Source organism: Variovorax sp. PBL-H6, from assembly GCF_901827155.1.
Taxonomy (GTDB): domain Bacteria; phylum Pseudomonadota; class Gammaproteobacteria; order Burkholderiales; family Burkholderiaceae_C; genus Variovorax.
The window spans coordinates 3,104,349-3,131,131 of the sequence record NZ_LR594659.1 but is presented as its reverse complement, the minus strand read 5'-3'; the positions used below and the strand labels follow the sequence as shown (position 1 = coordinate 3,131,131).

The following is a 26,783-nucleotide window of genomic DNA, read 5'->3' as shown; positions in this document are numbered from 1 at the left end:
CGATGAGCACAACGCACAACAGCCTCGAGCAGGCGCAGCCGGCTCCGGTCGTCCCGGCGGGCCCGGCCACCGCATCCGGCGCGTCGAAAAAGACCACGCCGTACTACCGTTTCAAGCCCTGGAACATCGGGCGCTACCTGATCTGGACCCTGTTCGCGCTGGCCCTCATCGTCGCGCCGCACGTGTTCCGCAGCAGCCTGGCGCTCACCATGCTCTCGCAGATGGGCTATCTCATCATCATCTGCCTGAGCTACAACATCCTGCTCGGCCAAGGTGGCATGCTGAGCTTCGGCCACGCGGTGTACACCGGGCTCGGCTCCTTCATCGCCATCCACGCGATAAACCTCGCGAGCAAGGGCGGCTGGCCCATTCCGCTGGTGCTGGTTCCGGTGGTCGGCGGGCTGGCAGGCATGTTCTTCGCGGTCCTGCTCGGCTTCGTCACGACCAAGAAATCGGGCACCACCTTCGCGATGATCACGCTGGGCATCGGTGAGCTGGTGGCCGCCATGTCGCTGATGTTCCCGAGCTTCTTCGGCGGTGAGGGCGGCATCACCACCAACCGGGTCTATGGCACGCCCTTCCTGGGCATCAACTTCGGCCCGCAGATGCAGGTCTATTACCTGATCGCGGTGTACTGCTTCGTCTGCACGGCGCTGATGTACGCCTTTACCGGCACGCCGCTGGGCCGCATCCTGAATGCGGTGCGCGACAACCCCGAGCGCGTCGAGTTCATCGGCTACAACACGCAGCGGGTGCGCTACTTCGCGTTCATCATCGCCGGCTTCTTCGCGGGCGTCGGCGGCGGGCTGGCGGCGATCAACTTCGAGATCGTCAACGCGGCCGACAGCCTGAACGCGGTCCGCTCGGGTGGCTACCTGCTGTTCACCTTTCTCGGCGGCGCAACCTTCTTCTTCGGACCCATCATCGGCGCGGTGCTGCTGGTTTTCGCATCGGTGCTGTTGTCGGAGCTTTCCAAAGCCTGGCAGCTCTACTTCGGCCTGGTGTTCGTCTTCATGGTGATGTTCGCGCCGGGCGGCATTGCGAGCCTCATCATGATGAACCTGCGGGTGGCGAAGTTCGGCAAGTTCAACCGTCTCTGGGGCCTGTACGGCGCGTTTCTGCTGGCGGCCATTCCGCTGGTGGTGGGCGGCGCCGCGGTGATCGAGATGATCTATCACATCCAGCTTAATTCGGCGCTCGGGCCGACGCTCAACTTCTTCGGCGCGACGCTCGACACCTCCAGCTTTGCCAGCTGGGCAGTCGCGGTGGCATTGCTGCTGGTGGGCATCGCCCTGATCGAGACGGTGCGGCGCCGCTTCGTGCGGGTCTGGGGCACGGCTCAGGAGGAGATCGAGGCAGAGATCAAGCGGGGGGAGAAGGCATGACCCACGCATTGGAACTGAAGGCCCTGCGCAAGAATTTCGGCAAGACCGAGATCATCCGCGGGGTCGACCTCGCGGTGGAGGCCGGTGACCGCATCGCCATCATCGGCCCCAACGGCGCCGGCAAGTCCACGCTGTTCAACCTCATCAGCGGTCGGCTGGCGCCCACGAGCGGCGAGGTGCTGCTCAACGGCCAGCGCATCGACGGCAAGAAGCCCTTCGAGATCAATCGGCTCGGCCTCTCGCGCAGCTTCCAGATCACCAACATCTTTCCCAAGCTCAGCGTGTTCGAGAACCTGCGCTGCGGCGTGCTCTGGAGCCTCGGCTACCGCTACACCTTCTTGCGCTTCCTCTCGAACCTGGACGACGCCAACGAGCGCGCCGAAGAGCTGCTGCACCAGGTGCATCTCGAAAAGAAGCGAGACGTGCTCGCGGTCAACCTGACCTACGCCGAGCAGCGAGCGCTGGAGATCGGCGTCACCATCGCTGGCGGCGCGGGCGTGATCCTGCTGGACGAGCCCACCGCCGGCATGAGCAAGACCGAGACTGCGCATTTCATCGCGTTGATCAAGCAGGTCACGGTGGGCAAGACCCTGCTCACCGTGGAGCACGACATGGGCGTGGTCTTCGGCCTGGCCGACAAGATCGCAGTGGTCGTGTACGGCGAGGTGATTGCCTTCGACGCGCCCGCCGCGGTGCGTGCCAACGCGCGCGTGCAGGAGGCCTACCTCGGGTCGGCCGTGGCCGATGCGCAGGGCGGAGGGCACTGACATGCTGAAACTCGAAGCCATCCACGCCTACTACGGCAAGAGCCATGTGCTGCATGGCGTTTCCTTCAGCGTCAACCCGGGCGAGATCGTGGCACTGCTGGGGCGCAACGGCTCGGGCCGCTCGACCACCGCCAAGGCCATCATGGGCCTGGTGCATGCCGAGGGTGGCCTGCACTGGAAAGGACAGGACATCCTGCGCCGCAAAGCGTACGAGATTGCGCACCTGGGCATCGGCTACGTGCCCGAGAACCGCGACATCTTCCCCAAGCTCACCGTGCACCAGAACCTGCTGCTCGGGCAGAAGGGCAGCGGCAAGGGCAGCCGCTGGTCCTTCGACGACATGTACGGCATGTTCCCGCGCCTCAAGGAACGCCAGCACACCGAAGCGGGCGTGCTCTCCGGGGGCGAGCAGCAGATGCTGACGCTGTGCCGCACCCTGATGGGCGACCCGGACCTGATCATCATCGACGAGCCCACCGAGGGCCTGGCGCCGAAGATCGTGGAGCTGGTGGGGCAGTACCTCCGCACGCTCAAGGACAAGGGAATCTCGGTGCTGCTGATCGAGCAGAAGCTGACCATTGCCATGGCGATCTCCGACCGCGCCCTCGTCATGGGCCACGGCAGCATCGTGTTCGACGGCACACCGGACAGCCTGCGCGCCGATGCCACGACGCGCAAGGAGTGGCTCGAGGTCTGAGGGCTCGAGCCACTTTGTCTCGCCAGCGACTGGCGGCCGTTGCCGGCTCCCCCGAAACGCCTAGAATTTCCACAAAAAAGAACGTCCGTGCTTTTTAGATGCGGTGCCGCGAAGCATGATTGCACTGCATCCCAACCCGTTTTTTCGATCCTCTCCATCCCCAAAGGAACGCAGCATGACGGCTGAATACAAAGTGCTCGGCGATGTCGCCGTGATCACCCTGTCCAACCCCCCGGTCAACGGGCTCGGCTTCTCGACGCGCGTCGGCATCACCGAAAGCCTCTCGAAGGCGTTGGACGATGCGGCCGTCAAGGCGATCGTGATCACCGGCGCCGGGAAGGCCTTCTCGGGCGGCGCCGACATCAAGGAATTCGGCACGCCCAAGGCGCTGCAGGAACCCAACCTGCTCAGCGTGATCCTCGCCCTCGAGGCATCGACCAAGCCCATCGTCGCGGCGATCCACTCGGTCTGCATGGGCGGCGGCCTCGAACTGGCCCTGGGCTGCCATTTCCGCGTCGCCGCGCCCGGCACCAGCATCGCGCTGCCCGAGGTCAAGCTCGGCCTGCTGCCCGGTGCCGGCGGCACGCAGCGCCTGCCGCGCGTGCTGGGTGTGGAGACCGCGCTCAACATGATCGTGAGCGGCGAGGCCGTCAAGAGCGAGATGCTGGCATCGCTGCCCCATCAGAAGCTGTTCGACAAGCTGGCCGCCTCGCCCGAGTCGCTGTTCGACGAGGCCGTCGAGTTCGCCAGGTCTGCGGTCGCCAAGGGCGGCGATCTGCCGCTGGTGCGCAATCTGCCTTGCAGGCATCCGCAGGGCGACGCCTATTTCCAGTTCGCGCGCAACACCGTCGGCGCGATGTCCAGGAATTACCCCGCGCCGCTCAAGTGCGTGGACGCGGTCGAGGCCGCCACCAAGCTCAAGTTCGATGAGGGCATGGCCGAGGAGCGCCGCTCTTTCATCGCGCTGATGTTCACGCCCGAGTCGGCGGCGTTGCGCCACGTGTTCATGGCCGAGCGCGCGGCCTCGCGCATTCCCGATGTCCCCGAAGACACGCCCCAGCGCGCCATCCAGTCGGTCGGCGTGATCGGTGCCGGCACCATGGGCGGCGGCATCACCATGAACTTCCTCAACGCCGGGGTCCCCGTCAAGATCCTCGAGATGAAGCAGGAGGCGCTCGACCGCGGCATCGCCACCATCCGCAAGAACTACGAGGCCCAGGTCAAGAAGGGCAAGCTCAAGGCCGACAAGTACGAGCAACGCATGGCGCTGCTGTCCACCACCCTCGACTACAACGACCTCAAGGATGCCGACCTCGTCATCGAGGCCGTCTTCGAGGAACTGGGCGTCAAGGAGAAGGTCTTCAAGGAACTCGACCGCGTCGCCAAGCCCGGCGCCATCCTCGCCTCCAACACCTCGACGCTCGATGTCGACAAGATCGCCGCCTTCACGAAGCGCCCGCAGGATGTCGTCGGCATGCACTTCTTCAGCCCCGCCAACGTCATGAAGCTGCTGGAGGTCGTGCGCGGCAAGCACACCGCCAAGGACGTGCTCGCCACCGTCATGGCGCTCGCCAAGAAGATCAAGAAGACGGCGGTCGTCTCCGGCGTGTGCGATGGCTTCATCGGCAACCGCATGATCGAGCAGTACTCGCGCCAGGCCGGCTTCCTGCTCGACGAGGGTGCCACCCCGCAGCAGGTGGACAAGGCCATCGAGAAATTCGGCTTTGCCATGGGCCCCTTCCGCATGGGCGACCTCGCCGGCAACGACATCGGCTGGGCCATCCGCAAGCGCCGCGCCGTGGAGCATCCCGACATGAAGTACAGCCGCACGGCGGACAAGCTGTGCGAGCTCGGCCGCTTCGGCCAGAAGACCGGGGCAGGCTGGTACGACTACCAGGCGGGCAAGCGCGACGCCATTCCGTCGGCGCTCGTCAACAAGATGATCGAGGACCACCGCAAGGAGCTCGGCATCACCCCGCGCAAGATCTCCGACGACGAGATCGTGCAGCGACTGGTCTACGCACTGGTCAACGAGGGCGCCCACATCCTCGAAGACGGCATCGCCTCCAAGTCCGGCGACATCGACATGGTGTACCTCACCGGCTACGGCTTCCCGATCTACCGCGGCGGCCCGATGCACTACGCCAACCAGGTCGGTCTCTTCAACGTGGCCGAAGCGATGAAGCGCTTTGCGAAGAACCCGCGCGACGACGCGGCGTTCTGGCAGCCGGCCCCGCTGATCAAGAAGCTGGTGGCCGAAGGCAAGCAGTTCGGCTGAAGACGAGCGCGAAGGCAGGCCATGGTCAAACGGGTGTTGGTGGCGCTGGTGCTGGCCCTGCTCGCGCTGGCGGTGGTGATCGCGGGCAACACCTGGCGCCGGCCTTCGCTTCAGCTGCAGGTACCGGCGGCCCAGCGCGTGGAGGTCGACGAGAAAGCCGCGGCCGAGCGGCTGGCGGGCGCGATCCCGATCCGCACCATCTCCGGCATGGAAGGCCTGCAATCCAACGGGGAGGCCTTCAAGGAGCTGCACGCCTACCTGGCGCGGCAGTTCCCGAAGCTGCACGCCACGCTGAAGAAGGAAGTCATCGGCGACAACGCGCTGCTCTACACCTGGACCGGCAGCGATCCCACGGCCAAGCCGATCGCACTGATGGCGCACCAGGACGTGGTGCCCATCGCACCCGGCACCGAGAAGTCCTGGGCGAACGACCCCTTCAGCGGGCAGATCAAGGACGGGTTCGTCTGGGGCCGCGGCACCTGGGACGACAAGGGCAACCTGCTGGCGCAGATGGAGGCCATCGAGTTGCTGCTGGCGCAGGGTTTCCAGCCCCGACAGACCCTCTACCTGGTCGCAGGCGACGACGAGGAAGTCAGCGGCCTGCGCGGCGCCAAGCCCATCGCCGAACTGCTGAAGTCGCGCGGCGTGCGGCTCGAATGGGTGCTCGACGAGGGGCTGCTGGTGACCGAAGGCGTGCTTGCCGGCCTGGACAAGCCGGCCGCACTCATCGGCCTGGCCGAGAAGGGCTACGGCACCTTCTTCCTCTCGCTGGACCAGCCACCCGGCCATTCGTCGATGCCGCCCGCGCACAGCGCCATCGGCAGCATGAGCGCGGCATTGGCAAAGCTCGAAGCAAATCCGATGTCGGCCGCCATCGGTGGCGTGGCGGGCGAGATGTTCGCCACGCTTGCGCCCGAGATGAACGGCTTCAACCGCGTCGCTCTGTCCAACCTGTGGCTCTTCGGCCCGCTGGTGCAGCGCCAGCTCGAGAAGGGCGCGAGCAGCAACGCCATGTTGCGCACGACCACCGCGTTGACAGTTGTGCGCGCCGGCAACAAGGACAACGTGCTGCCCGGCCGCGCCGAAGCCGCCGTCAACTTTCGCGTGCTGCCCGGCGACAGCCTGGCCTCGGTCGAAGCACATATCCGCAAGACCATCGACGACGAGGCGATCGCGATCAAGCCGTATCCCGGCAACTCGGAGCCTTCGCCGGTTTCTTCGACCGACAGCCTGGGCTATCGCACGATCGCCCAGTCGGTGCGCCAGGTGTTTCCCGACGCCATCGTGGCGCCCGGCCTGATGATTGCCGCCACCGACTCGCGCCATTTCTCGATCGTGAGCGATGCGGTCTACCGCTTCTCGCCGGTTCGCGCGCGTCCGGAGGACCTGTCGCGTTTCCATGGCACCAACGAGCGCATCTCGATTGCCAACTACGTCGAGATGATCCGGTTCTATCACCAGCTGCTGCGCAACACCGCGCAGCCCCAGTAGTTTTCGTTTTTTTGCAAAGGACCCCACCATGACCCGCGCCGTCATCGTCTCCACCGCCCGCACCCCGCTTGCCAAGAGCTGGAAAGGCGCCTTCAACATGACGCACGGCGCCACCCTCGGCGGCCATGCCGTGCAGCACGCCGTGGCGCGTGCCGGCATCGAGGCCGCCGAAGTCGACGACGTCATCATGGGCTGCGCCAACCCCGAAGGTGCCACCGGCGCCAACATCGCGCGCCAGATCGCCTTGCGTGCCGGCCTGCCCGTCACCACCTCGGGCATGACCATCAACCGCTTCTGCTCCTCGGGCCTGCAGACCATCGCCACCGCCGCGCAGCGCATCATTGCCGGCGAGGGCGAGGTCTACGTGGCCGGCGGCGTGGAGAGCATCTCGTGCGTGCAGAACGAGATGAACAAGCACATGCTGGCCGACCCTGGCTGGTCAAGCACAAGCCCGAGATCTACTGGAACATGCTGCAGACCGCCGAGCAGGTCGCCAAGCGCTACGACATCGGCCGCGACGCCATGGACGAGTACGGCGCCGCCAGTCAGCAGAAGGCCGCCGCCGCGCTCGAGAAGGGCCTCTTCAAGGACGAGATCGCCCCCATCACCGTGCTGGCCGGCGTGGCCGACCCCGTGATGGGCCTGCGCACCAAGGAAGTGACGGTCGAGAACGACGAGGGCATCCGCCCCGGCACCACCAAGGAAGGCATCAGCGGCATCCGCCCGGCCATTCCTGGCGGCGTGATCTCGGCCGGCAATGCCAGCCAGTTCTCCGATGGCGGCGGCGCCTGCGTGGTGGTGGAGGAGGGCTACGCCGAGAAGAAGGGGCTGAAGCCCCTGGGCCGCTTCCTCGGCTTCGCGGTCGCGGGCTGCGAGCCCGACGAAATGGGCATCGGACCGGTGTTCGCCATCCCCAAGGTGCTCAAGCGCCTGGGCCTGAAGGTCCAGGACATCGACCTGTGGGAGCTCAACGAGGCCTTCGCGGTGCAGGTGATCTACTGCCGCGACAAGCTGGGCATTCCGGGCGACCGGCTGAACGTGAACGGTGGCGCAATCGCGGTCGGGCATCCCTATGGCGTGAGCGGCCAGCGGCTGACCGGGCACGCGCTGATCGAAGGCAAGCGCCGCGGTGCGAAGAAGGTCGTGGTGACGATGTGCATTGGCGGCGGGATGGGGGCCGCGGGGGTGTTCGAGGTGCTGTGAACCGACGTGAGCTACCGCTGCCTGGCTTGTGAGCTGCCGCAGGAATCGTTTACAACCGACTGATTACCAAGCGGAATACCATAGCCATGAACCTTATTGAAACCCTTCAGACGCTCAGCCGTGAGGGCGTGGATTTCGTGCTGGTGGGGGGATTGGCTGTCAGTCTTCATCGTGTGGTTCGCGGCACCAGTGGTCGATATCCTGATCAGGCCTTCGCGTCCCATTAACCTGAGCAACTGTCAGGCAAGATCCATGGCCCTGCGCCCAACCCTCGACTTTCTTCTCTACGACTGGCTCGACGCCGAGTCGCTCAACCAGCGAGAACGCTTCGCCGACCACTCGCGCGAGACCTTCGATGCCGTGCTCGACACCTGCGAGCGCATCGCGCGCGAGAAGTACGCGCCGTACAACCGCATCGTCGACACGCAGGAGCCGCACTTCGACGGCGAGAAGGTGATCCTGCCGCAGGCCACGCACGACGCCCACAAGGCCTTCGTCGAATCGGGGATGCTCAGCGCCGCGCAGGACTACGACATCGGCGGCATGCAACTGCCCTACACCCTGCAGGCGGCTGCCAACAGCTTCTTCGCCATGGCCTCGGTGAGCATCGGCTCGAACATGCTGACCAGCGGCAATGCCAACCTGCTGATGGTGCACGGCACGGCGATGCAGCAGGCAGTGTTCGCCAAGAACGAGTTCTCCGGCCGATGGTCGGGCACGATGTGCCTGTCGGAGCCGCAAGCGGGCTCCAGCCTCAGCGATGTCGCGACGCGCGCAGTGCCCGACGGGCCCGGCTTCCAGGACGATCCACTGGGCCCGCGCTATCGGCTCACCGGCAACAAGATGTGGATCTCGGCGGGCGACCATGAGTTGACCGAGAACATCGTCCACATCGTGCTGGCCAAGATCCCGGACGACAGCGGCAAGCTGATCCCCGGGACGCGCGGCATCTCGCTGTTCATCGTCCCGAAGAAGATGGTCGACACGGACGGGCGGCTCACCGGCCAGCGCAACGATGTCGCGCTCGCGGGCCTCAACCACAAGCTGGGCTGGCGCGGCACCACCAACACGCTGCTGAACTTCGGCGAAGGCAGGTTCCCGGTCGATGGCCAGCCCGGCGCGATCGGCTACCTGGTCGGCCAGCCCGGCAAGGGCCTGCACTGCATGTTCCACATGATGAACGAGGCCCGCATCGGTGTCGGCACTGCAGCCACCATGCTGGGCATGGCCGGCTACCACGCCTCGCTCGACTACGCGAAGAACCGGCCGCAGGGCCGACCCGTCGGCCCCGCGGGCAAGGATGCCGCCAGGCCGCAGGTGCGCATCATCGAGCACGCCGATGTGCGCCGCATGCTGCTGGCGCAGAAGTCCTACTGCGAAGGCGCGCTGGCGCTCGAGCTCTACTGCGCGCGCCTGGTCGACGAGCAGAAGACCGGCGACGCCCAGGTCGCCGACGATGCGCGCCTGCTGCTCGAAGTGCTGACGCCGATCGCCAAGAGCTGGCCGAGCGAATGGTGCCTCGAAGCCAACTCGCTCGCGATCCAGGTGCACGGCGGCTACGGCTACACGCGCGATTTCCCGGTGGAGCAGTACTGGCGCGACAACCGCCTCAACATGATCCACGAGGGCACCCATGGCATCCAGGCCGCGGACCTGCTGGGGCGCAAGGTGCTGATGGAGGATGGCCGCGGCCTGCAGCTGCTGGCGGCACGCATCACCGACACCATCGGGCGTGCCGCGCCCGTGCCGGCCCTCGCCCCACACGGAAAAGCCCTGGCCCAAGCCCTGCAGCACGTCGGCAATGCGACCCGCGCCGCCTGGTCCACGGGCAACCCGCAGGAGGCCCTCGCCAATGCGGTGCCCTACATGCAGGCCTTCGGCCACACCGTGCTGGCCTGGATCTGGCTCGACGTGGCGGAGCATGCCTTGCGCCGCGACGCCTCCAGGGCCCTGCCGGCCACCGCGGGCCGAGTCGGCGCCACCGATTATTTCTTTCACTACGAGTTGCCGAAGATCGGCGCGTGGCTCCAGGTGGTGGAGCGCCGCGATCCGACCTGCACAGCCCTGCCCGAGGAAGCCTTCTGATGACCGGCACGCAGCCCAAGCCCCATGCCACGCTCGAAAAGTGGATCTGGATCCTGATCTACGGCGGCCTGTTCCTGGTGATCCTCGGCATCGCGACCGGACGCTCCGACGAGGTGGTGGGATGGTCCATGGCGCTGCCCGGCGCGGCACTGGCGGTGATCGGTGTCGTGCTCATCTACGTCCGCTCGAGGCTCAAGCCGTGACCGCACGTCGCGATTCAAACCATGAAACCCCCTGAACCGGAGAAGAGACCATGAGCGCACGAAGCATCCAGAAACTGTTCGACCTGAGCGGCAAGGTCGCCCTGGTCACCGGCGGATCCCGCGGCCTGGGCCTGCAGATGGCCCACGCACTGGGCGAGGCCGGCGCGAAGATCATGCTGAGTTCGCGCAAGGCAGACGACCTGGAGCAGGCCGCGGCCGAACTGCAGGCAGCGGGCATCGATGCCCGCTGGATCGCGGCCGACTGCTCGAAGGAGGAAGACACGCGCCGTCTCGCAGACGAGACCCTGGAGCGCATGGGCGCAGTCGACATCCTGGTCAACAACGCGGGCGCCAGCTGGGGCGCGGCGGCCGAGGACCATCCGGTCGAGGCCTGGGACAAGGTGATGAACCTCAACGTCCGCGGCTACTTCATCCTGGCCCAGCAGATCGCGCGCGGCTACATGATCCCGAAGAAGAGCGGGCGCATCATCAACATCGCCTCCATCGCCGGCCTGAACGGCAACCCGCCCGAGATGCGGACGCTGGCCTACAACACTTCCAAGACCGCGGTGATCGGCTTCACCCAGACGCTCGCGGCCGAATGGGGCCGCTACAACATCAACGTCAACGCGATCTGCCCCGGCTTCTTCATGACCAAGATGGCGGCAGGCCTGATCAAGTCGCTGGGCGAAGAGAAGATGGCCGCGGCGGCGCCGCTCGGCCGGCTGGGGGACGAGGAAGACCTCAAGGGCATCACGCTGCTCTATGCCAGCGATGCCGGCAAGCACATCACCGGCCAGTGGCTGGCGGTGGACGGCGGCGTCAGTGTCGTGCTGGGCGCCGCCTGAGAAATGAAGCTCTCCCCCAGGTTGGCCCACTTCGTGTGGCCGCCCACCCCCTCACCGGGGGCGACACCCGCGGCCCGGCAAAGCCGGTTCCGCGGTGTTCCTGGAAAAATCCCTGGCCGATGATCTGCCATGCCATCTGAACACGCCGACATCAACGTCCGCTCGTACACGAGCCAGATTCCGTTCGCGCGCCACCTGGGTTTCGAGCTCACGAAGTTCGAGGATGGCGAATCCGAGATCCGCTATACGGCGAAGCCCGAGCACCTCAACACCTTCGATGTGACCCACGGCGGCGCCTGCATGACCTTGCTGGACATCGCCATGGCCGCGGCCGCGCGCAGCCAGACGCCCGAGATCGGCGTTGTCACCATCGAGATGAAGACCAGCTTCATGCGGCCTTCCGTTGGCCCGCTGCACGCGCGCGGCCGGGTGATGCATCGCACCGCCACGCTGGCCTTCGCCGAGGCCACGATCTACGATGAACAGGAGCGCGCCTGCGCCCATGCGACCGGCACCTTCAAGTACGTGAAGCGGCGCCTGCCCACCGGCCCTGGCAGTGCGAACGCCATGCGCCCGCCTTCCACCGACTAACAGAGACTCAGCATGCCCACCAATCGCCAGCAAATCCTCGACAACCGCCCTGACGGTGAAGCCGTCGCTTCCAACTTCAAGCTCGTGAGCGTCGAGACGCCGCCGCTCAAGGAGAACCAGGTCCTGGTGCGCCACCAATACATGAGCCTGGACCCGTACATGCGCGGCCGCATGAACGATGCCAAGAGCTATGCCCAGCCGCAGCCTGTGGGGCAGGTGATGCAGGGCGGCACCGCGGGCGAGGTGGTCGAGAGCCGGCACCCCAAGTACGCGGTGGGCGACAAGGTGGTCGGCTTCGGCGGCTGGCAGGAATACAGCGTGGTCGACGCCTCGCAGCCCGGCGCGCTGAAGAAGGTGGACACCACACAGGTGCCGCTGTCGCACTACCTCGGCGCCGTCGGAATGCCGGGCGTCACGGCCTGGTATGGCCTGGTGAAGATCATCAACCCGAAGGCCGGTGAGACGGTCGTGGTCACGGCCGCGAGTGGCGCGGTCGGCAGTGCCGTCGGCGTGCTGGCCAAGGCGCGCGGCTGCCGCGTGGTCGGCATCGCGGGCGGCGCCGGCAAGTGCAGCTACGTGAAAGACGAACTGGGCTTCGATGACTGCATCGACTACAAGCAGCATCCCGACGTGAAGAGCATGAGCGCGGCGCTCAAGGAAGCCTGCCCCGATGGCATCGACGGCTATTTCGAGAACGTCGGCGGCTATATCTTCGATGCGGTGCTGCTGCGCGCCAACGCCTTCGCCCGCGTCGCGCTGTGCGGCATGATCGCCGGCTACGACGGGCAGCCGGTGCCGCTCGCCAACCCGGCGCTCTTCCTCATCAACCGGATCAAGCTCGAAGGCTTCATCGTCAGCGAGCACATGGAGGTCTGGCCCGAGGCGCTGGCCGAGTTGGGCCAGCTGGTCGGCAGCGGCAAGTTCAGGCCGCGCGAGTCGGTGGCGCAAGGGATCGAGTCGGCGCCGGAGACCTTCCTCGGCCTGCTGAAGGGCAGGAATTTCGGCAAGCAGCTGGTCAAGCTGGTCTAGCCTTCGCATCGGGCAAGGAGGCCGTGATGGACGCGACGCACGAGGTCTTCAACCAGCCGGAGCCGCTGGCCGACTACAACCTGTTCGACACCAACCAGCCCCTGCGCGATGCGCTGAAGTTCAACGCGCCGCAGCTGGAGCTGTCCGCGCTGTCCCATCTGGGCGGCGTGCTCGGGTCGGCCGAGATGCAGGCACATGCCCAGCTGGCCAATACGAACCCGCCAGTGCTGCACACGCACGACCGCTTCGGGCGGCGCGTCGACGAGGTGGCGTTTCATCCGAGCTACCACGTGCTGATGAAGACGGCCGTGGGAGCCGGCCTGCACGGAACGCCGTGGACAGACGGATCGGCTTCGCCACACGTCCAGCGCGCCGCCGGCTTCATGCTCTTCACCGAGCTCGAGCCCTCGATCCTCTGCCCCATCTCGATGAGCTACGCCGTCACGCCCGCGCTGCGCGGCAACGCGGCGATCTATGGCGACTGGGGCCCCAAGCTCGCAAGCCTCTGGTACGACCCGGTTCTCAAGCCCTGGCGCGACAAGCCCGGCCTGACCATGGGCATGGGCATGACCGAGAAGCAGGGCGGCTCCGACGTGCGGGCCAACACCACGCGCGCCGTGCGCGCCGGCAGCGACGCCTGGGGCGAGCGCTACGAAATCACCGGCCACAAGTGGTTCTTCTCCGCGCCGATGTGCGACGCCTTCCTGATCCTGGCGCAGGCCCCCGCGGGCCTCAGCTGCTTCTTCCTGCCGCGCGTTCTGGAGGACGGCAGCCGCAACGCGATCCGGATCCAGCGCCTGAAGGACAAGCTGGGCAACAAGGCCAACGCCAGCTCGGAGGTCGAGTTCCACGGCACCAGCGCCTGGCTGGTGGGCGAGGAAGGCCGCGGCGTCGCGCAGATCCTCGAGATGGGCACCATGACCCGCCTGGACTGTGCCCTCGGCACCAGCGGGCTGATGCGCCAGTCGCTCGGCCTTGCGCTGAATCATGCGTCGCAGCGGCAGGCTTTCGGCAAGCCGCTGCTGGCGCAGCCCTTGATGAAGAACGTCCTGGCCGACCTTGCGCTCGAAAGCGAGGCGGCCACGGCGCTGGCGATCCGCCTGGCGCGCGCCTTCGATCGCCCGCAGGACGCGCACGAGCGGCTGATGGCGCGCCTGCTCACGCCGGTGGCCAAGTTCTGGATTTGCAAGCGTGGCAGCCACTTCGCGCAGGAGGCGATGGAATGCCTCGGCGGCAACGGCTACGTGGAGGAGGGCGGCGAAGGCGTGATGGCGCGCATCTATCGCGAGATGCCGCTCAACTCGATATGGGAGGGCGCCGGCAACATCATGGCGCTCGACCTGCTGCGCGGCCTGCGCAAGGGCGACGCCATCGCCGCGCTGGCGCAGGAGCTGAAGCCGGCGCGCGGCAGCGATGCGGCCCTCGACCGATTGGCCGACGCGCTGCCTGCGCGCATCGAAGCCATGGCCACGGAAGCCGAGGCCCGCCGCCTCGCGCAGGACGTGGCGCTCGCGGTGCAGGCCGCGTTGCTGCTGCAGACCGCGCCGCCTGCGGTCGCGGCAGCCTTCTGCGCCTCTCGCATCGCAGGCGACTGGGGCCATGCATTCGGCACCCTGGGCGCCGGCACCGATTTCGACTCCATCATCGCGCGCGCCCAGCCCCGCTGAGCCGCCAGGAAGCTAGGACCTCATGCCAGACCTGATCCTCCACCACTACGCTACCTCGCCCTTCTCCGAGAAGCTGCGCCTCGTGCTCGGCTACAAGAAGCTGGCCTGGAAGTCCGTGATCATTCCGCAGATCGCGCCCAAGCCCGACCTGGTCGCGCTCACCGGCGGCTACCGCCGCACGCCGGTGCTGCAGATCGGCGCCGACATCTACTGCGACACCGCGCTCATCTGCGACGTGCTGGAGCACGTCGCGCCGCTGCCCTCGCTCTACCCCGAGCCGGGGAAGGGCCTGGAGCGCGTGGTTGCCCAGTGGGGCGACACCATCCTCTTCTGGGCCGCGATGGCCTACAGCTTCAGCGGAAAGGGCGCGGCCGACCTGTTCGCCAAGGCACCGCCCGAGATGGCCAAGGCCTTCGGCGAGGACCGCAAGGCCATGAGCGTCAACATGGTGCGGCAGCGCCCGGGCGATGCGGCGGCGGCGTACAAGTCGTACCTGCGCCGCATGTCCGACATGCTCGACGACACCGACTACCTGGTGGGCGCCTTTCCGACCGTCGCCGACTTCGCCTGCTACCACCCGCTTTGGTTCACCCGCAAGCGCACGCCCTCGATGGCCGACATCCTGCAGATCACGCCTGCCGTGAGCGACTGGATGGACCGCATGGCCGCCATCGGCCACGGCACGATGGAAACCTTCGACGCCGCCCAGGCCATCGCAGTGGCCGCTGCCAACACGCCGCACACGCTGCTGTCCGACAGCACCTTCCAGGACGAGCACGGCATCCCGCTGGGCACGCGCGTCACCATCGCGGCCGAGAGCTTCGGGCCCGAGCCGACCGATGGCGAGCTGATGGCGGCCACTCGCACGCACTACACGCTGCGCCGTACCGACCCGCGCGCCGGCACCGTGCATGTGCACTTTCCGCGCATCGGGTACACGCTGCGCAGGGCCGAAGGCTGAATCGAACGGAATCGAGGGCAGGAGTCGCAGAGGTTACGCAGAAGTCGCGGCAGAACAGCCAAAATTTTTCGGGTGTTTTCTACCGCGAGCTTCGCAACGCTTCGAGTCTTCTGCGTTCGGTTCGCGCTTCCATTTGACAAGGACCCCCAATGATCCAGGACTTCCAAGGCACCACTGCCGTTCTCACCGGCGCCGGCTCCGGCTTCGGCCTCGAATGCGCGCGCATCGGCGCAGCGCGCGGCATGAACCTGGTGCTGGTCGACGTGCAGCAGGACGCGCTGGAAAAGGCGCGTGCCGAGATGGAGGCGACCGGCGCCCAGGTCATGGCCCGCAAGGTCGACGTCGCCGACGCGGTGCAGATGGAACAGCTTGCAAGAGACGTGAAGGAGCGCTTCGGCGCGCCGCATTTCGTCTTCAACAACGCCGGCGTGGGAGCGGGCGGGCTGGTGTGGGAGAACACCGTTGCCGACTGGGAGTGGGTGCTCGGCGTCGACCTGTGGGGCGTGATCCACGGCGTGCGCCTGTTCACGCCCATGATGCTCGAGGCGGCGGCTGCCGATCCGTCCTGGCGCGGCCACATCGTCAACACCGCCAGCATGGCCGGGCTGCTGACGCCGCCCAACATGGGCATCTACAACACAGCCAAGGCCGCGGTAGTGAGCCTCACCGAAACCCTCTACCAGGACCTGAAGCTCATCACCGACCAGGTGGGCGCGAGCCTGCTGTGTCCGTACTTCGTGCCCACGGGCATCACCAGCAGCGAGCGCAACCGGCCCGGAGCGCTGCCTGCCGACAAGCCCACCCGCAGCCAGCTGATCGGCCAGGCCATGAGCAACAAGGCGGTGAGCAGCGGCAAGATCACCGCCGCCGAGGTGGCCCACAAGGTCTTCCAGGCAATCAGCGCCAACCAGTTCTACGTCTTCAGCCATCCCAAGGCGCTTGGCAACGTGAGGAGTCGCATGGAGAACATTGTTGCCATGGCCAACCCGGCCGATCCGTTCCTGGAGCGGCCGGAGATCGGCGCTCAATTGCGCGCCCAGCTGCGCGGCGGCTGAGAGCCCCCGCGGCGCGGGCCGCCCGGAGTCGGACACCGGAGGGCAGGCACGTAGGCCGCCGCTGGCAGACAGTGCACCTGCTTTGGTGACACTGACCGGATGTTGAACCATGCCTATGCCATGCCAGACGCCACGCGGCGCGACTACGGACCGGTGCACCAGCACCTCACCAAGTCCGATCTTGGCGCCCAACTGGCGCGGCGCGCCGACGAATGGGTGCGGCAGGCCACCCCCGCAGAGTTGCTGAGCGTCTTGCTTTCCGGCGGCCTCAGCCCCGTGATCGTGGAAGAGGAAGGTCAGGTCCGCACCGGCATCGAGCTGGGCGAACAACCCGGCTTGCTGTCGAAGCTCGGGATCATCTGGTCAGACCTGCCGCCCGCGCAGACCCTGCCCCTCGTCGCTCTCGTGTGGGAGGCGACGCCGCCGCCAGCGGACAGCCGCCTGTGGGAGGCCTGGATCGCCCTTGACGGTCATGTGCGCGAAGGCGCACGCCGGTTCCTGCATGACGAGATCGACCAGAACATCCCGCTGTTCGAGGCCTGCGCCGAGGCGTGGCTCCGGGAAAAATAGCCCTTTCGTTGTATCTGTTGCATTTAGTTGTAACCCGCTGCTTCTTAAGCAGGCAATCTGGCGGGAGGCCTTGTGCGACAAGGCTTCGCGAAGTTGCTCCGGTACTTGTCCACAAGCTTGTCCACCCCCGGCGGGGACATGTCGAGGAAGAGTCGCTCTCCAGGCGTTTCATCAGGCATCCACGTCGCGTACGCGGACTTGAACGCATCACCGGGATCGGTCTATACAGTCATGCCTCTGACGCGCCAGTCGCTGACGCGTGCCTTTCCTTCAACGCACCAAGGAGATCTGCATGGCTTACGTCGATGGGTATGTTCTTCCGCTCCCCAAGCGCAACATCGAGCAGTACCGCGAGATGGCGACCAAGGCGGGCAGGATCTGGCGCGAGCACGGAGCGCTCGAGTACCGCGAGTGCGTGGCCGACGACGTGAAATCGGGCGAGCTCACGTCCTTTCCCCAGAGCGTGAACCTAAAGGACGACGAGCTGGTGATCTTCTCGTACATCGTGTTCGAATCGCGCGCGCACCGCGACGAAGTCAACGCCAAGGTAATGAGCGATTCGCGCCTGGCCGACATGATGGACCCCAAGACCTTGCCCTTCGACGGCAAGCGCATGTTCTGGGGCGGCTTCGAGACGCTGGTGTCGGTCTGAGCCCTCGACCGCAGGCCTTGCGGCCCGCGCCGCGATCCCGCCCTAGTGGTCGAAGTGGAACGCGACCGATGCCCGCAGGCCCGAGCGCCGCGAAGTGACACGATCCGCAAAGCTTCGCAGCAGAAAGCCCGCAAGCCGCCGCTCGCCGTCATCTGAATCAACAATTTCGTCAACCGTCGGCCGGTGCAGCGGCAGCTCGAGATCAGCGCCTTCGTACGACACCTGCAGGTCGAGGTTGAACTCGTCGAACGAGGCTTGGATGGCGAGGGGGCCGCCCGCCACACCAAGCGACACCAGAGTCTCGATCGACTGCACCAGGTTGAACTTGGCGCGCGCAATGACGTCGCTGCGCGCGCCCCAGGCGGCCCCGTGCAGGTCGAGGAACTGTTCCAGCGCTATCGGATCGACTGCCTCCGGGACCACCGTCATCGAGACGCTGCGGCGAAGGCCGATGCGAAACAGCAGGTTCAGCCCAAGTCCCACCAGCGTGCCCAGCACCAGAGAATTGCCGAACGAAGGTCGCACCGCCGAAGGCAGGACCACCAGCAGCGCAGGGAAGATTTCCACTGCCAGACCGAACACGATCGCCAGGCCGATGACCAATGTCTTGCGGGCGTCGAGCAGGCGCGAGGTCATGATCAGCAAGCCGTTGATCACGATGAAAGTGGACGAGAACACGAGCGCTGCACCGAGCACGGGCCGCGGAATGAGGTTGAACAGCAGGCCAAGCTTCGGCACGAAGGCGAACAGAAGCAGGATCGCTGCCACCGACCAGCCGATGCGCCGGCTGACCACGCCCATCGCCGTCGCCAGACCGACCGCGCCGGTGGACGAGTTGATGCCGGGCGCACCCAAGGACCCGGCCGCGACGGAGGCAAGGCCGTCGGCAAGCACGCCACGGCTGATGGAGCGCATGTCGGGTCGCACCCACCCGGTCTGGCTGGCCTTCTGCGCGGTCGTGACATTGCCGATCACCTTCAGAACGGCGGCCACCGAGGCGATCAGGAAGGGCAGCACCAGCGTGACATCGAAGGACCAGCCAACCGCTCCCAAGGTCGGCACAGCCAGCAACGGTGCCGTGGCCACCCGCGCCACCTCGTGGGCGTCGAGCCGGCCGAGAACACCCGCGATCAGGCAACCGGCGCCCAGCCCGATCAGCACGCTGAACACGCGCATGCCGCCTCGGCCCCAGACGTTGAGGGCGACCATCAGGGCGAGCGTACCGAGGCCCAACAAAAGGTCGACCTGCGTCGACGGACTGTCGGCTTGCAACCCGCCTGTTGCCGTGCGCAGGCCGACAACGCCGACGGAAATGCCGGCCAGCAGCACGACCAGGCCGGTGATCTCCGGCGTGAACAATGAACGCAGGCGCGGCAGCACGCGCGCCAAGGCCATTTCAAAGAGGCCCGCGAGGATCGTCATGCCGAACACGGCTGACAGGTCGCCGTTCCGGGCAGCGATCAGTGAAGGGACGATGTAAACGACGCTTGGCGAGGGCTGGCAAAGATAACCGGAGCCGATCGGCCCAACCCTGATGACCTGGAGCACCGTACCGACGGCCATCGCGATCAGCGTGGCGCTGACCATCGCCGCAGCCACTTCCGCCGTGCTGCCGGCCGCTTGCGCGATCAGCACGGGGTAGACCAGGAAGATCGACATCAGCCCGACATGCTGCAGGCCGCTGAGGAGGTTGACGCCGAGAGGCGGCGTCTCGTCGACCCCATAGATCAGCCCCACCGGTTTGTGCGACATCGGCTTGCCTTCCTTGGTTGAGGCGTGTGGGGCGAAGGAAACCGCCGTGCGGCCGCTTGGCCGCGCGGATCATAGCCCAGCGGGTGAGGGGCGATGGCCCGCCGGGATCACTCCCGCCAGTGCTCCGCGACCCAGCCTGCCGAACGGATGAAGCGCAAGGCCCTGTTGCGCTGGCCCGCGAGCGCGTCCGTCGGGCTGCTCTCGCCATGGAAGACCACGATGCGCGCGTCCGGCGGCACGAAGGGTGCGCGCCAGTAGTTGGTCGGCCACGCCGGGATGGTGTGGTACTTGAAGCTCGGGCACCAAGGCGCTGGCCAGAATTCGAGCTTGCCCTGGCGGTGCAGAAAGTCGGAAAGGTAGGCCTGCTCGTTGCAGAAGGTCGAGCACACCTCGGCGGCGTTGTTGCGGAAATGCTCCAGCACATCCGGATGGGCGCCGATCTCGAAGCGGCAGACCGAGAAGTTGCCCGTCGGGCTCCGCTTGCGCTTGTGGTCGCGGATGACGAGGAACTTGCCCAGATGATCGAAGAACGGATCGAGTCCGCCGACGATCACCACGTCGAGGTCGAGGAAGAGCGCCGTGCCGCGCAGGCCGTACAGATTGGCGGAGAAGGCGGCCAATTTGTTCCAGCCGCGACCCGGCAGGCCCGCGGGAAGGCCCTCGACAAGGTCGAGCGCCGGAATGGGCCGGCACTCCACCTCGGACCGGATGCCCCGCGGGTCGTCCGTCATGCAAGTGAAGCGGAAGCCGCTGAGCAGCCGGCGGCGAACCATCGCATAGAGGCGGTTGACGTACTCGGGCCCGTACCTGGTGCCCCACTTCATGCACAGGATGTGGCGGCGCTGCGCGTTGAGGAAGGTCAGCTTGAATGGGATCCGGGGGGCAGGGGCGTCGTCGGTCGCGTCGGTCATGTTTTTTGGGGTGAAGAGGGCGGGCAGCGGACATGGACCGCGAGTCCCCCCAGCTGCGGGGAGCGCCCGATATCTATGGCCATGCGATGGACTGCAGCGATGCGGCGCGCGATCGACAGGCCCAGGCCGCTGCCGCTTTCGGAGTTGCCGAGCGCCCTGAAGAAGCGCCCTCCGAGCCGCCACATGTCGGCATCGGCGAGGCCGGGGCCGCCATCCTCCACGCTGAGCCGGACCCCGGAGGCGCCGCATGCGACACGCACCGTGATGCGAGCCGAGGGCGGACTGTAGCGCACGGCGTTGTCGACAAGGTTGCGCACCAGCACGGTCAGCAGCGTCTCGTCGCCTCGGACGATGCAGGCCGGGCCATTGTTCAGTTCCAGGGATTGGTGCTTGGCGATCGCCCGCGGCGCGATGTCGGCCAGCACGCGGCGCGCGAGGGCGCCGAGGTCCACGTCGCCTTGTTCCGGCATGGCATCGGCTTCCAGGCGGGCCAGAGTCAGCAACTGCTCGACCAGCCGCGTGGCACGGTCGCAGCCGTCGATGGTGCCTTGCAGGGAGCGGGAGCGGCGCGCCACGTCGGCCTCGTGCATCGCGACCTGTGCGTGCGCGCGAATCGCCGCGATGGGCGTGCGCAACTCGTGCGCGGCATCGGCAGTGAAGCGTCGCTCGGATTCGAGCAGGAACTCGATGCGCCGGAACATGGCATTGAGCGCGTCGATCATGGGCGCCATCTCGGAAGGCGCATCGTCGACCTGCATGCGGTCCAGCACGTCCGGCCGGCGCTCGAGCAAGGCGCGCCCGAGATGGCGCATCGGGCGCAGTCCCCGGTGCACGGCCCACCAGACGGCCAACACCAGCAGCGGCAGCGCGCCGAAGAGGGGCCACAGAGTGCTTCGCAAAACGGCCCACAGGATCGCGTCGCGGGATTCCTCTTCTTCGCCCACGTGGACCTGCAATCCGGCCTTGGGGTCCTGGACCGAGAACACGCGCCAGTCCCGGCCTTCGAGGCGGACCGTGCTGAAGCCCGGTGCGCTGCCGATGCGGGTCTGCGCCAGGGGTGCGAGCGGCGCGTTGGCGGAGCGCAGCACCAGGCGCTCGTCGTGGAAGACCTGGATCGCGGTCCTGTAGGCATCGCGGTGCAGCGCGGGTGCGTCGACCGGGAAGCCGTGCGCGGGTTCCCGATGCTGAGCGATGAGCAGGGTCGCGGCCTGGGCCAGGTGGCTGTCGAGGATTTCCTCCACCTTGCGGCGTGCGTCGAACCAGGTGATGGCGGCGGTGCCGGTCCAGGCCACCATCAGCAGGCCGAGCAGCAGCCATGCCAGCCGGCCCTGCAGCGAGTAGGTGGCCCGGATCACGGAGAACCGGAGGCCCGCATCAGCACGTAGCCCACGCCGCGCACGGTCTGGATCAGCGCATTCCCCAGCTTGCGCCGCAGGCGATGGACATGGACCTCGATGGCGTTGCTTTCCACTTCCCGGCCCCAGCTGTAGAGGTGCTGCTCCAGTTGCTCCCGCGACAGGACGCGGCCGGCATGGAGCATCAGCGTGTGCAGCAGGTCGAACTCCCGGGTGGAGAGCAGCACCGGCTCGCCGGCCTTGTGGACCGCGCGCGCGGCGGGGTCCAGGAGAACATCCTGCGCAAACAGGCAATCCTGCGGCTGGCCGTGGGAGCGCCGCACCAGCGCCCGCAGGCGAGCCGCCAGCTCGAGCATGTCCACCGGCTTGATCACGTAGTCGTCGGCGCCTGCGTCCAGGCCGCGGACACGATCGCGCACCGCATCGCGGGCGGTCAGCACCAGCACGGGCAGCTTGACCTGCGCGGTGCGGACCGCGGCGAGCACCGCCAGTCCGTCCTTGGCGGGCAGGCTCAGGTCGAGGACGGAAGCCGCATAGGGATTGGCTCGCAGCGCGCGTTCGGCGGCCAGGCCATCGCGTACCCAGTCGACCTGGAAGCCGAGCTGTCGGAGGCCGGCGCGAAGCCCTTCGCCGAGCAGGGCGTCGTCTTCCGCGAGAAGGATGCGCATGGGTCGGGCTTGTCTTGGTCGGGCGGGTGGCTCAGTCATTGTCCCGGCTGGCGCCGGGCTTCGGCGGCGGATGCGGTCAGTTCGCGGGGCTGTTCGCGAACCTGTTCACGTGAAGCGGCCACCGTCACGAAGCCGTCCACCGGTTGCCGAAGCAACGCCCGACATGATGCGTGCCCCGCCTTATCGAATCCTTAACGAGACCGGGCGCAGGAGGCCCATGCCCGCCCTCAGACTGCGACGGGGCTGCGCTCGGCGAACTGGCCGTTCCAGTAGGGATAGTAGGGGTACGGCGGCGTCACGGCGCTGGCCGCGTCGAGGCGCGCCACCTGTTCCGGGCTGAGTTGCCAGCCGAGCGCGCCGAGGTTCTGCCTGAGCTGTTCCTCGTCGCGCGCGCCGATCAGCACACTGGCCACCGTGGGGCGCTGCAGCAACCAGTTGAGCGCGATCTGGGGCAGGCTCCTGCCGGTCTCCTCGGCCACCTGGTCCATCGCATCGACCACGCGGTACAGCCGCTCCTCTTCGACCGGCGGTGCGAAGCCTGCGGTGTCGTGCAGCCGACTGCCGGCCGGCAGCGGCTGGCCGCGCCGGATCCTGCCCGTAAGGCGGCCCCAGCCCAGCGGGCTCCAGACGATCGCGCCCACGCCCTGGTCGATGCCCAGCGGCATCAGCTCCCATTCGTAGTCGCGGCCGATCAGCGAGTAGTAGGTCTGGTTGGCGACGTAGCGAGACAGGCCCAGGCGGTCGGAAGCGGCCAGCGATTTCATCAGCTGCCAGCCGGAAAAGTTCGACACGCCGATGTAGCGGACCTTGCCGGCCCGCACCAGGTCGTCGAGCGTGCGCAGCACCTGCTCGACGGGCGTCATCGCGTCGAAGGCATGCAGCTGCAGAAGGTCGATGTAGTCCGTGCCCAGTCGCGTGAGCGCGGCATCGGTCGCCGCGATCAAGTGGTGGCGCGAGGCGCCGACGTCGTTCGGCCCGTCGCCTGCGCGCAAGGCCATCTTGGTCGAGAGGATCACCTTGTCGCGCCGGCCCTTGACGGCGGCGCCGAGGATGGATTCCGAAGCGCCGTTCGAATAGACGTCGGCGCTGTCGAAGAGATTGACTCCGGCGTCGAGGCAGATGTCGACGAGGCGGCGCGCGCCTTCCACATCGGTGTTCCCCCAGGCGCTGAAAAGCGGCCCCTGGCCGCCGAAGGTGCCGGCGCCGAAGCCGAGGGCCGGCACCTTGAAGCCGGAGTTGCCGAGGTAGCGATGTTCCATGAGAAGTCCTTGGTCTTGAAATTGATGATTGATTGAAGAAGGCGGTTTCAGGTGCGGGCCGGCGCGCAGTCCGCCGGCGCCGGATCGCGCCGGTCGAGCGTGCGGCTCCACAGCGCGATGGCCAGGCCCGCCAGCGTGAGCAACGCTGCCACCCAGCCCAGTGCACCCAGCCCCGGGCCGCGGTCGATCACCGCGCCGCCGACCCAGGCACCCAGCGCGTTGCCGAGGTTGAAGGCGGCGATGTTGAGGCTGGAGGCGAGGTTCTGGCCGGCCCCGGCCGCCTTCTCGAGCACGCGCAGCTGCAGTGGCGCGACCGTCGCGAAGGCCGCAATGCCCAGCACGCCGACGAAGAGGGCCGCCGTCATGCCGGTCTGCAGCGCCGGCTGCATCGCCGCCAGCACCACGGCCAGCGCTGCCAGCGTGCCCAGCACGGCCGGCATCAGCGCCCGGTCTGCCAGCTTGCCGCCGAGGATGTTGCCGACCGCGAGCCCGCCGCCGAAGAGCAGCAGCAACGGCGACACCGCGGACTCGGACAGGCCGGTGATGCGCGTCAGCAGCGGCTGGATGTAGGTGAAGACCACGAACACGCCGGCATAGCCCAGCACCGTCATGGCGAGGCCGAGCAGCACCTGCGGCCGGGCCAGTACCGCGAGCTCCTCGCGCAGCGGCGCCGGAGCCTGCGCATCCGCGCTGCCGTCGCGCGGCACGAAGAGCGCGAGCACCGTCAGCGCGAGCACGCCGATCAGCGCCACCGCCCAGAAGGTCGAGCGCCAGCCGAAGTGCAGGCCCAGCCACGCGCCGGCCGGCACGCCGAGCATGGTCGCGGCGGTGAGGCCGGTGAACATGACCGCGATCGCGGAAGCGCGCTTCTCGGGCGCCACCAGGCCGGTGGCCACCACCGAGCCGACGCCGAAGAAGGTGCCGTGCGCCAGCGAGGTGATCACCCGCGCGGCCATCAGCGCTTCGTAGCTGGGTGCCAGCGCGCAGGCGATGTTGCCGAGCGTGAAGATCGCCATCAGCGCCAGCAGCACGGTCTTGCGCGAGATGCGCCGCGTGGCGATGGTGAGCAGCGGCGCGCCGACCGCGACCCCGAGCGCATAGCCCGAGATCAGCAGGCCGGCGGCCGCGATGGAGACATGAAGATCCGCCGAGACCTGCAGCAGCAGGCCCATGATGACGAATTCGGTGGTGCCGATGCCGAAGGCACCGGCGGTGAGGGCGAGGAGGGCGATGGGCATGATGTCCAGTACTGTGCGGGCGTCGGTAAGCTGCGACTAGATGGCCGTCTGGACAAGGATTGATGAGTTGAAGTCACCAATTCCCGCCGCGAAGTGCCCTCTGCATAATGTGCGGTCCTTATGAAAACACGCTGATGCCTCGTCGCGCCGTTGACCTCAAACCAAGGCCGAAAACCGGGCTGGCGATCGGTTCGCACGACGCGCAATCGGGCTTGCCTGGAGACGGCGGCAAGGCAGCTGCTTCGCTTGATCCGACCAGGGAGCGGCACGCTCCAGGCGCAGGTTTTCTGAGCTTGCGCGGCACCGGTAAGGGACTCTGGGATGCTCCGGCGCGGCTCATCCAGAACAAGCGCGACGAATGGAGCTGAATCAGTTTGAGCACTCGGCGTAGGACTGTTGCAGTCGCCTCCACGGGTGGGCGTGCTCGGCACCACTGCGCACGTGGCGGAGGAGCGAACTGACATGCCCCGCACCGACGTCAATCGCTCCGGCGAAATGGAAGCCTTCGTGCAAGTGGTCGACCGCGGCAGCTTCTCGGCCGGCGCCCGCGTGCTGGGCATGACGCCTTCGGCCGTCAGCAAGCTGGTGGCGCGGCTGGAGGCCCGGCTGGCGACGCAGCTGGTGCATCGCTCCACCCGCAAGCTGCAGCTCACGCCCGAGGGACAGAACTTCTATGAGCGCAGCGTCCGCGTGCTGGCCGACATGGACGAAGCCGAGCGCTGCGCCGCCGCGGGTGCCGCGCCGCGCGGACGGGTGCGCATCAATGCCAGCTACTCGTTCGGCCATCGCGTCCTGATCCCGCTGGTGCCCCGCTTCCTGGAACTGCATCCGCAGGTCACGCTCGACATCGTGCTGACCGACCGCGTGGTCGACCTGATGGACGAACGCACCGACATCGCGATCCGCTGGGGCCCGCTGCCGCCCTCCGACCTGGTGGCGCGGCATCTGTTCGACACGGCGCAGGCGATCGTCGCCGCGCCCGGCTACCTGGAGCGCTTCGGCACGCCGCGTACCCCCGAGGAACTCGAGGCGCACAACCGCATCGGCTCCACCTACCAGCGCCACGTGGCCGACTGGCCGCTGCGGGTCGATGGACGTTCGCTCGACATGCCGGTGATGGGGACGGTGCGCGCGGGCGATGGCGAGACGCTGCGCCGACTGGTGCTGGAGGGCGTGGGCCTGGGGCGGCTTTCGCTCTATCACATCCAGCCCGACATCGATGCAGGCCGGCTGGTACCGGTGCTGGAGGAGTTCAACCCACGCGATACGGTGCCGGTCCATGCCGTCTACCTGGGCAAGGCCGGACGGCTGCCGGCGCGCATCCGGGCGCTGCTCGACTACCTGGCCGCGCGCCTCGCCGACAATAAAGCGCAATGGGCCGAGGGCCCGCGCTATTCACGACCATGAAGGAAGTTCCCGAAGCCATCGTCTGCGAAGGCTGCGATGCCGTCTACCAACGCCAGCCGCTGCGCCGGCGCCAGGTCGCCCGTTGCGGCCGCTGCGGCACCGAGCTCGACCGCCATGCCGGCGACCAGGCCGCGCGCGTGCTGCCGCTCACGGTGGCCAGCCTGATCCTGTTCGCGATCGCAAACCTGTTCCCCATCGTCGAGATCCAGGTGAAGGGCCTGCACAGCCAGACGACGCTGGCCGGCGCCGTGGTGGCGCTCAGTACCGAAGGCATGTCGCTGGTGGCGTTGCTCGTGCTGGCCACGACGATCCTGTTCCCGCTGCTGCAGCTGTGCATCCTGTTCTACCTGCTCGTACCGATGGCACGCGAGCGGCAGCCGGCCGGCTTCAGCATGCTGGTGCGAATCCTGCAGATGGTGCGGCCATGGGGAATGGTCGAGGTCTTCCTGCTGGGCGTGCTGGTCGCGATCGTCAAGCTGTCGAGCCTCGCGCAGGTGGTCGCCGGGCCGGCGCTGTGGGCCTTCATGGGCCTGACGGTGCTGCTGACTGCGGTGCTGTCCTTCAACCCGCGCACCTTCTGGGAGATGGCGCTCGAGCCCCGGCCGGGGCAGCGTGTATGAGCCGCACGGCCGCTCCGAAGGCGAATAGCACCGCAGCCGAAGGCGAAGGTACTCCAGTGAGCCGCACGGCCGCTCCGAAGGCGAATAGCAC

General features: G+C 67.3%; 23 protein-coding genes and 2 pseudogenes. 19 read left to right on the top strand and 6 right to left on the bottom strand.

Annotated elements, in window-relative coordinates; all coding sequences use genetic code 11:
- Positions 1 to 2: 2 nt before the first annotated feature.
- From G3W89_RS14675 to G3W89_RS14600, 16 genes and pseudogenes are all read left to right on the top strand, one after another.
- Positions 3 to 1,385 (top strand): branched-chain amino acid ABC transporter permease, encoded by a 1,383-nt coding sequence (locus tag G3W89_RS14675; RefSeq protein ID WP_162574823.1) that lies wholly within the window; start codon positions 3 to 5, stop codon positions 1,383 to 1,385.
- Complete coding sequence (locus G3W89_RS14670; protein ID WP_162574821.1) at positions 1,382 to 2,152, top strand: ABC transporter ATP-binding protein; 771 nt, start codon at positions 1,382 to 1,384, stop codon at positions 2,150 to 2,152. The genes G3W89_RS14675 and G3W89_RS14670 overlap by 4 nt, the downstream gene beginning before the upstream one ends.
- Before the next feature lies 1 nt (position 2,153).
- Complete coding sequence (locus tag G3W89_RS14665) at positions 2,154 to 2,849, top strand: ABC transporter ATP-binding protein (protein ID WP_162574819.1); 696 nt, start codon at positions 2,154 to 2,156, stop codon at positions 2,847 to 2,849.
- 175 nt (positions 2,850 to 3,024) lie between these two features.
- A complete protein-coding gene (locus G3W89_RS14660) occupies positions 3,025 to 5,127 on the top strand; it encodes a 3-hydroxyacyl-CoA dehydrogenase NAD-binding domain-containing protein (RefSeq protein ID WP_162574817.1) in 2,103 nt (700 codons plus the stop codon).
- Positions 5,128 to 6,618, top strand: a pseudogene (locus G3W89_RS14655) (M20 family peptidase); the annotation flags it as partial.
- Positions 6,619 to 6,646: 28 nt separating this feature from the next.
- Positions 6,647 to 7,821, top strand: a pseudogene (locus tag G3W89_RS14650) (acetyl-CoA C-acyltransferase).
- Between the two features lie 252 nt (positions 7,822 to 8,073).
- A complete protein-coding gene (locus tag G3W89_RS14645) occupies positions 8,074 to 9,906 on the top strand; it encodes an acyl-CoA dehydrogenase (protein WP_162574814.1) in 1,833 nt (610 codons plus the stop codon).
- The gene (locus G3W89_RS14640; RefSeq protein ID WP_162574812.1) at positions 9,906 to 10,109 is read left to right on the top strand and encodes a hypothetical protein; all 204 of its coding nucleotides are present in this window, start codon (positions 9,906 to 9,908) and stop codon (positions 10,107 to 10,109) included. Before G3W89_RS14645 ends, G3W89_RS14640 begins: the two co-directional genes overlap by 1 nt.
- A gap of 50 nt (positions 10,110 to 10,159) precedes the next feature.
- Positions 10,160 to 10,957, top strand: a complete 798-nt coding sequence (locus G3W89_RS14635) for an SDR family oxidoreductase (protein ID WP_162574810.1) — start codon at positions 10,160 to 10,162, stop codon at positions 10,955 to 10,957.
- Between the two features lie 129 nt (positions 10,958 to 11,086).
- The gene (locus tag G3W89_RS14630; protein ID WP_162574808.1) at positions 11,087 to 11,548 is read left to right on the top strand and encodes a PaaI family thioesterase; all 462 of its coding nucleotides are present in this window, start codon (positions 11,087 to 11,089) and stop codon (positions 11,546 to 11,548) included.
- A 12-nt stretch (positions 11,549 to 11,560) separates the two neighbouring features.
- Positions 11,561 to 12,577: an NADP-dependent oxidoreductase gene (locus G3W89_RS14625; protein ID WP_162574807.1), complete on the top strand. Its 1,017-nt coding sequence runs from the start codon at positions 11,561 to 11,563 to the stop codon at positions 12,575 to 12,577.
- A 26-nt stretch (positions 12,578 to 12,603) separates the two neighbouring features.
- A complete protein-coding gene (locus G3W89_RS14620; RefSeq protein ID WP_162574805.1) occupies positions 12,604 to 14,244 on the top strand; it encodes an isovaleryl-CoA dehydrogenase in 1,641 nt (546 codons plus the stop codon).
- Positions 14,245 to 14,266: 22 nt separating this feature from the next.
- A complete protein-coding gene (locus G3W89_RS14615; RefSeq protein WP_162574803.1) occupies positions 14,267 to 15,205 on the top strand; it encodes a glutathione S-transferase family protein in 939 nt (312 codons plus the stop codon).
- A gap of 149 nt (positions 15,206 to 15,354) precedes the next feature.
- Positions 15,355 to 16,260, top strand: coding sequence for an SDR family oxidoreductase (locus G3W89_RS14610; RefSeq protein ID WP_162574801.1), 906 nt, complete (start codon positions 15,355 to 15,357; stop codon positions 16,258 to 16,260).
- A 99-nt stretch (positions 16,261 to 16,359) separates the two neighbouring features.
- Positions 16,360 to 16,830 carry a hypothetical protein gene (locus G3W89_RS14605; RefSeq protein ID WP_162574799.1) on the top strand — a complete coding sequence of 157 codons (471 nt, stop codon included), beginning with the start codon at positions 16,360 to 16,362 and terminating at the stop codon, positions 16,828 to 16,830.
- A 292-nt stretch (positions 16,831 to 17,122) separates the two neighbouring features.
- Complete coding sequence (locus G3W89_RS14600) at positions 17,123 to 17,482, top strand: DUF1428 domain-containing protein (protein WP_162574797.1); 360 nt, start codon at positions 17,123 to 17,125, stop codon at positions 17,480 to 17,482.
- Positions 17,483 to 17,524: 42 nt separating this feature from the next.
- Here the strand turns inward: G3W89_RS14600 and G3W89_RS14595 are convergent, their stop codons facing one another.
- The 6 genes from G3W89_RS14595 to G3W89_RS14570 all read right to left on the bottom strand — a co-directional run bounded on the left by G3W89_RS14595 (position 17,525) and on the right by G3W89_RS14570 (position 24,665).
- A complete protein-coding gene (locus G3W89_RS14595; protein WP_162574796.1) occupies positions 17,525 to 19,234 on the bottom strand; it encodes a uracil-xanthine permease family protein in 1,710 nt (569 codons plus the stop codon).
- A gap of 107 nt (positions 19,235 to 19,341) precedes the next feature.
- Positions 19,342 to 20,145 (bottom strand): glycosyltransferase, encoded by an 804-nt coding sequence (locus G3W89_RS14590; protein WP_162574794.1) that lies wholly within the window; start codon positions 20,143 to 20,145, stop codon positions 19,342 to 19,344.
- A complete protein-coding gene (locus G3W89_RS14585) occupies positions 20,142 to 21,500 on the bottom strand; it encodes an ATP-binding protein (protein WP_232076545.1) in 1,359 nt (452 codons plus the stop codon). The genes G3W89_RS14590 and G3W89_RS14585 overlap by 4 nt, the downstream gene beginning before the upstream one ends.
- Positions 21,497 to 22,168 (bottom strand): winged helix-turn-helix domain-containing protein, encoded by a 672-nt coding sequence (locus tag G3W89_RS14580; protein WP_162574792.1) that lies wholly within the window; start codon positions 22,166 to 22,168, stop codon positions 21,497 to 21,499. The genes G3W89_RS14585 and G3W89_RS14580 overlap by 4 nt, the downstream gene beginning before the upstream one ends.
- A 227-nt stretch (positions 22,169 to 22,395) precedes the next feature.
- Positions 22,396 to 23,427, bottom strand: coding sequence for an aldo/keto reductase (locus G3W89_RS14575; protein WP_162574790.1), 1,032 nt, complete (start codon positions 23,425 to 23,427; stop codon positions 22,396 to 22,398).
- A gap of 47 nt (positions 23,428 to 23,474) precedes the next feature.
- Entirely contained in the window at positions 23,475 to 24,665 is a 1,191-nt protein-coding gene (locus tag G3W89_RS14570; RefSeq protein ID WP_162574788.1) for an MFS transporter, read from the bottom strand.
- A gap of 134 nt (positions 24,666 to 24,799) precedes the next feature.
- On the opposite strand from G3W89_RS14570, the gene G3W89_RS14565 reads away from it, so the two are divergent.
- From G3W89_RS14565 to G3W89_RS14555, 3 genes are all read left to right on the top strand, one after another.
- A complete protein-coding gene (locus G3W89_RS14565; protein WP_162574786.1) occupies positions 24,800 to 25,033 on the top strand; it encodes a hypothetical protein in 234 nt (77 codons plus the stop codon).
- 94 nt (positions 25,034 to 25,127) lie between these two features.
- On the top strand, positions 25,128 to 26,072 hold the full coding sequence (locus G3W89_RS14560) for a LysR family transcriptional regulator (RefSeq protein ID WP_162574785.1): 945 nt from the start codon (positions 25,128 to 25,130) through the stop codon (positions 26,070 to 26,072).
- On the top strand, positions 26,069 to 26,692 hold the full coding sequence (locus G3W89_RS14555; RefSeq protein ID WP_162574784.1) for a paraquat-inducible protein A: 624 nt from the start codon (positions 26,069 to 26,071) through the stop codon (positions 26,690 to 26,692). Before G3W89_RS14560 ends, G3W89_RS14555 begins: the two co-directional genes overlap by 4 nt.
- The last annotated feature ends 91 nt before the right edge of the window (positions 26,693 to 26,783 follow it).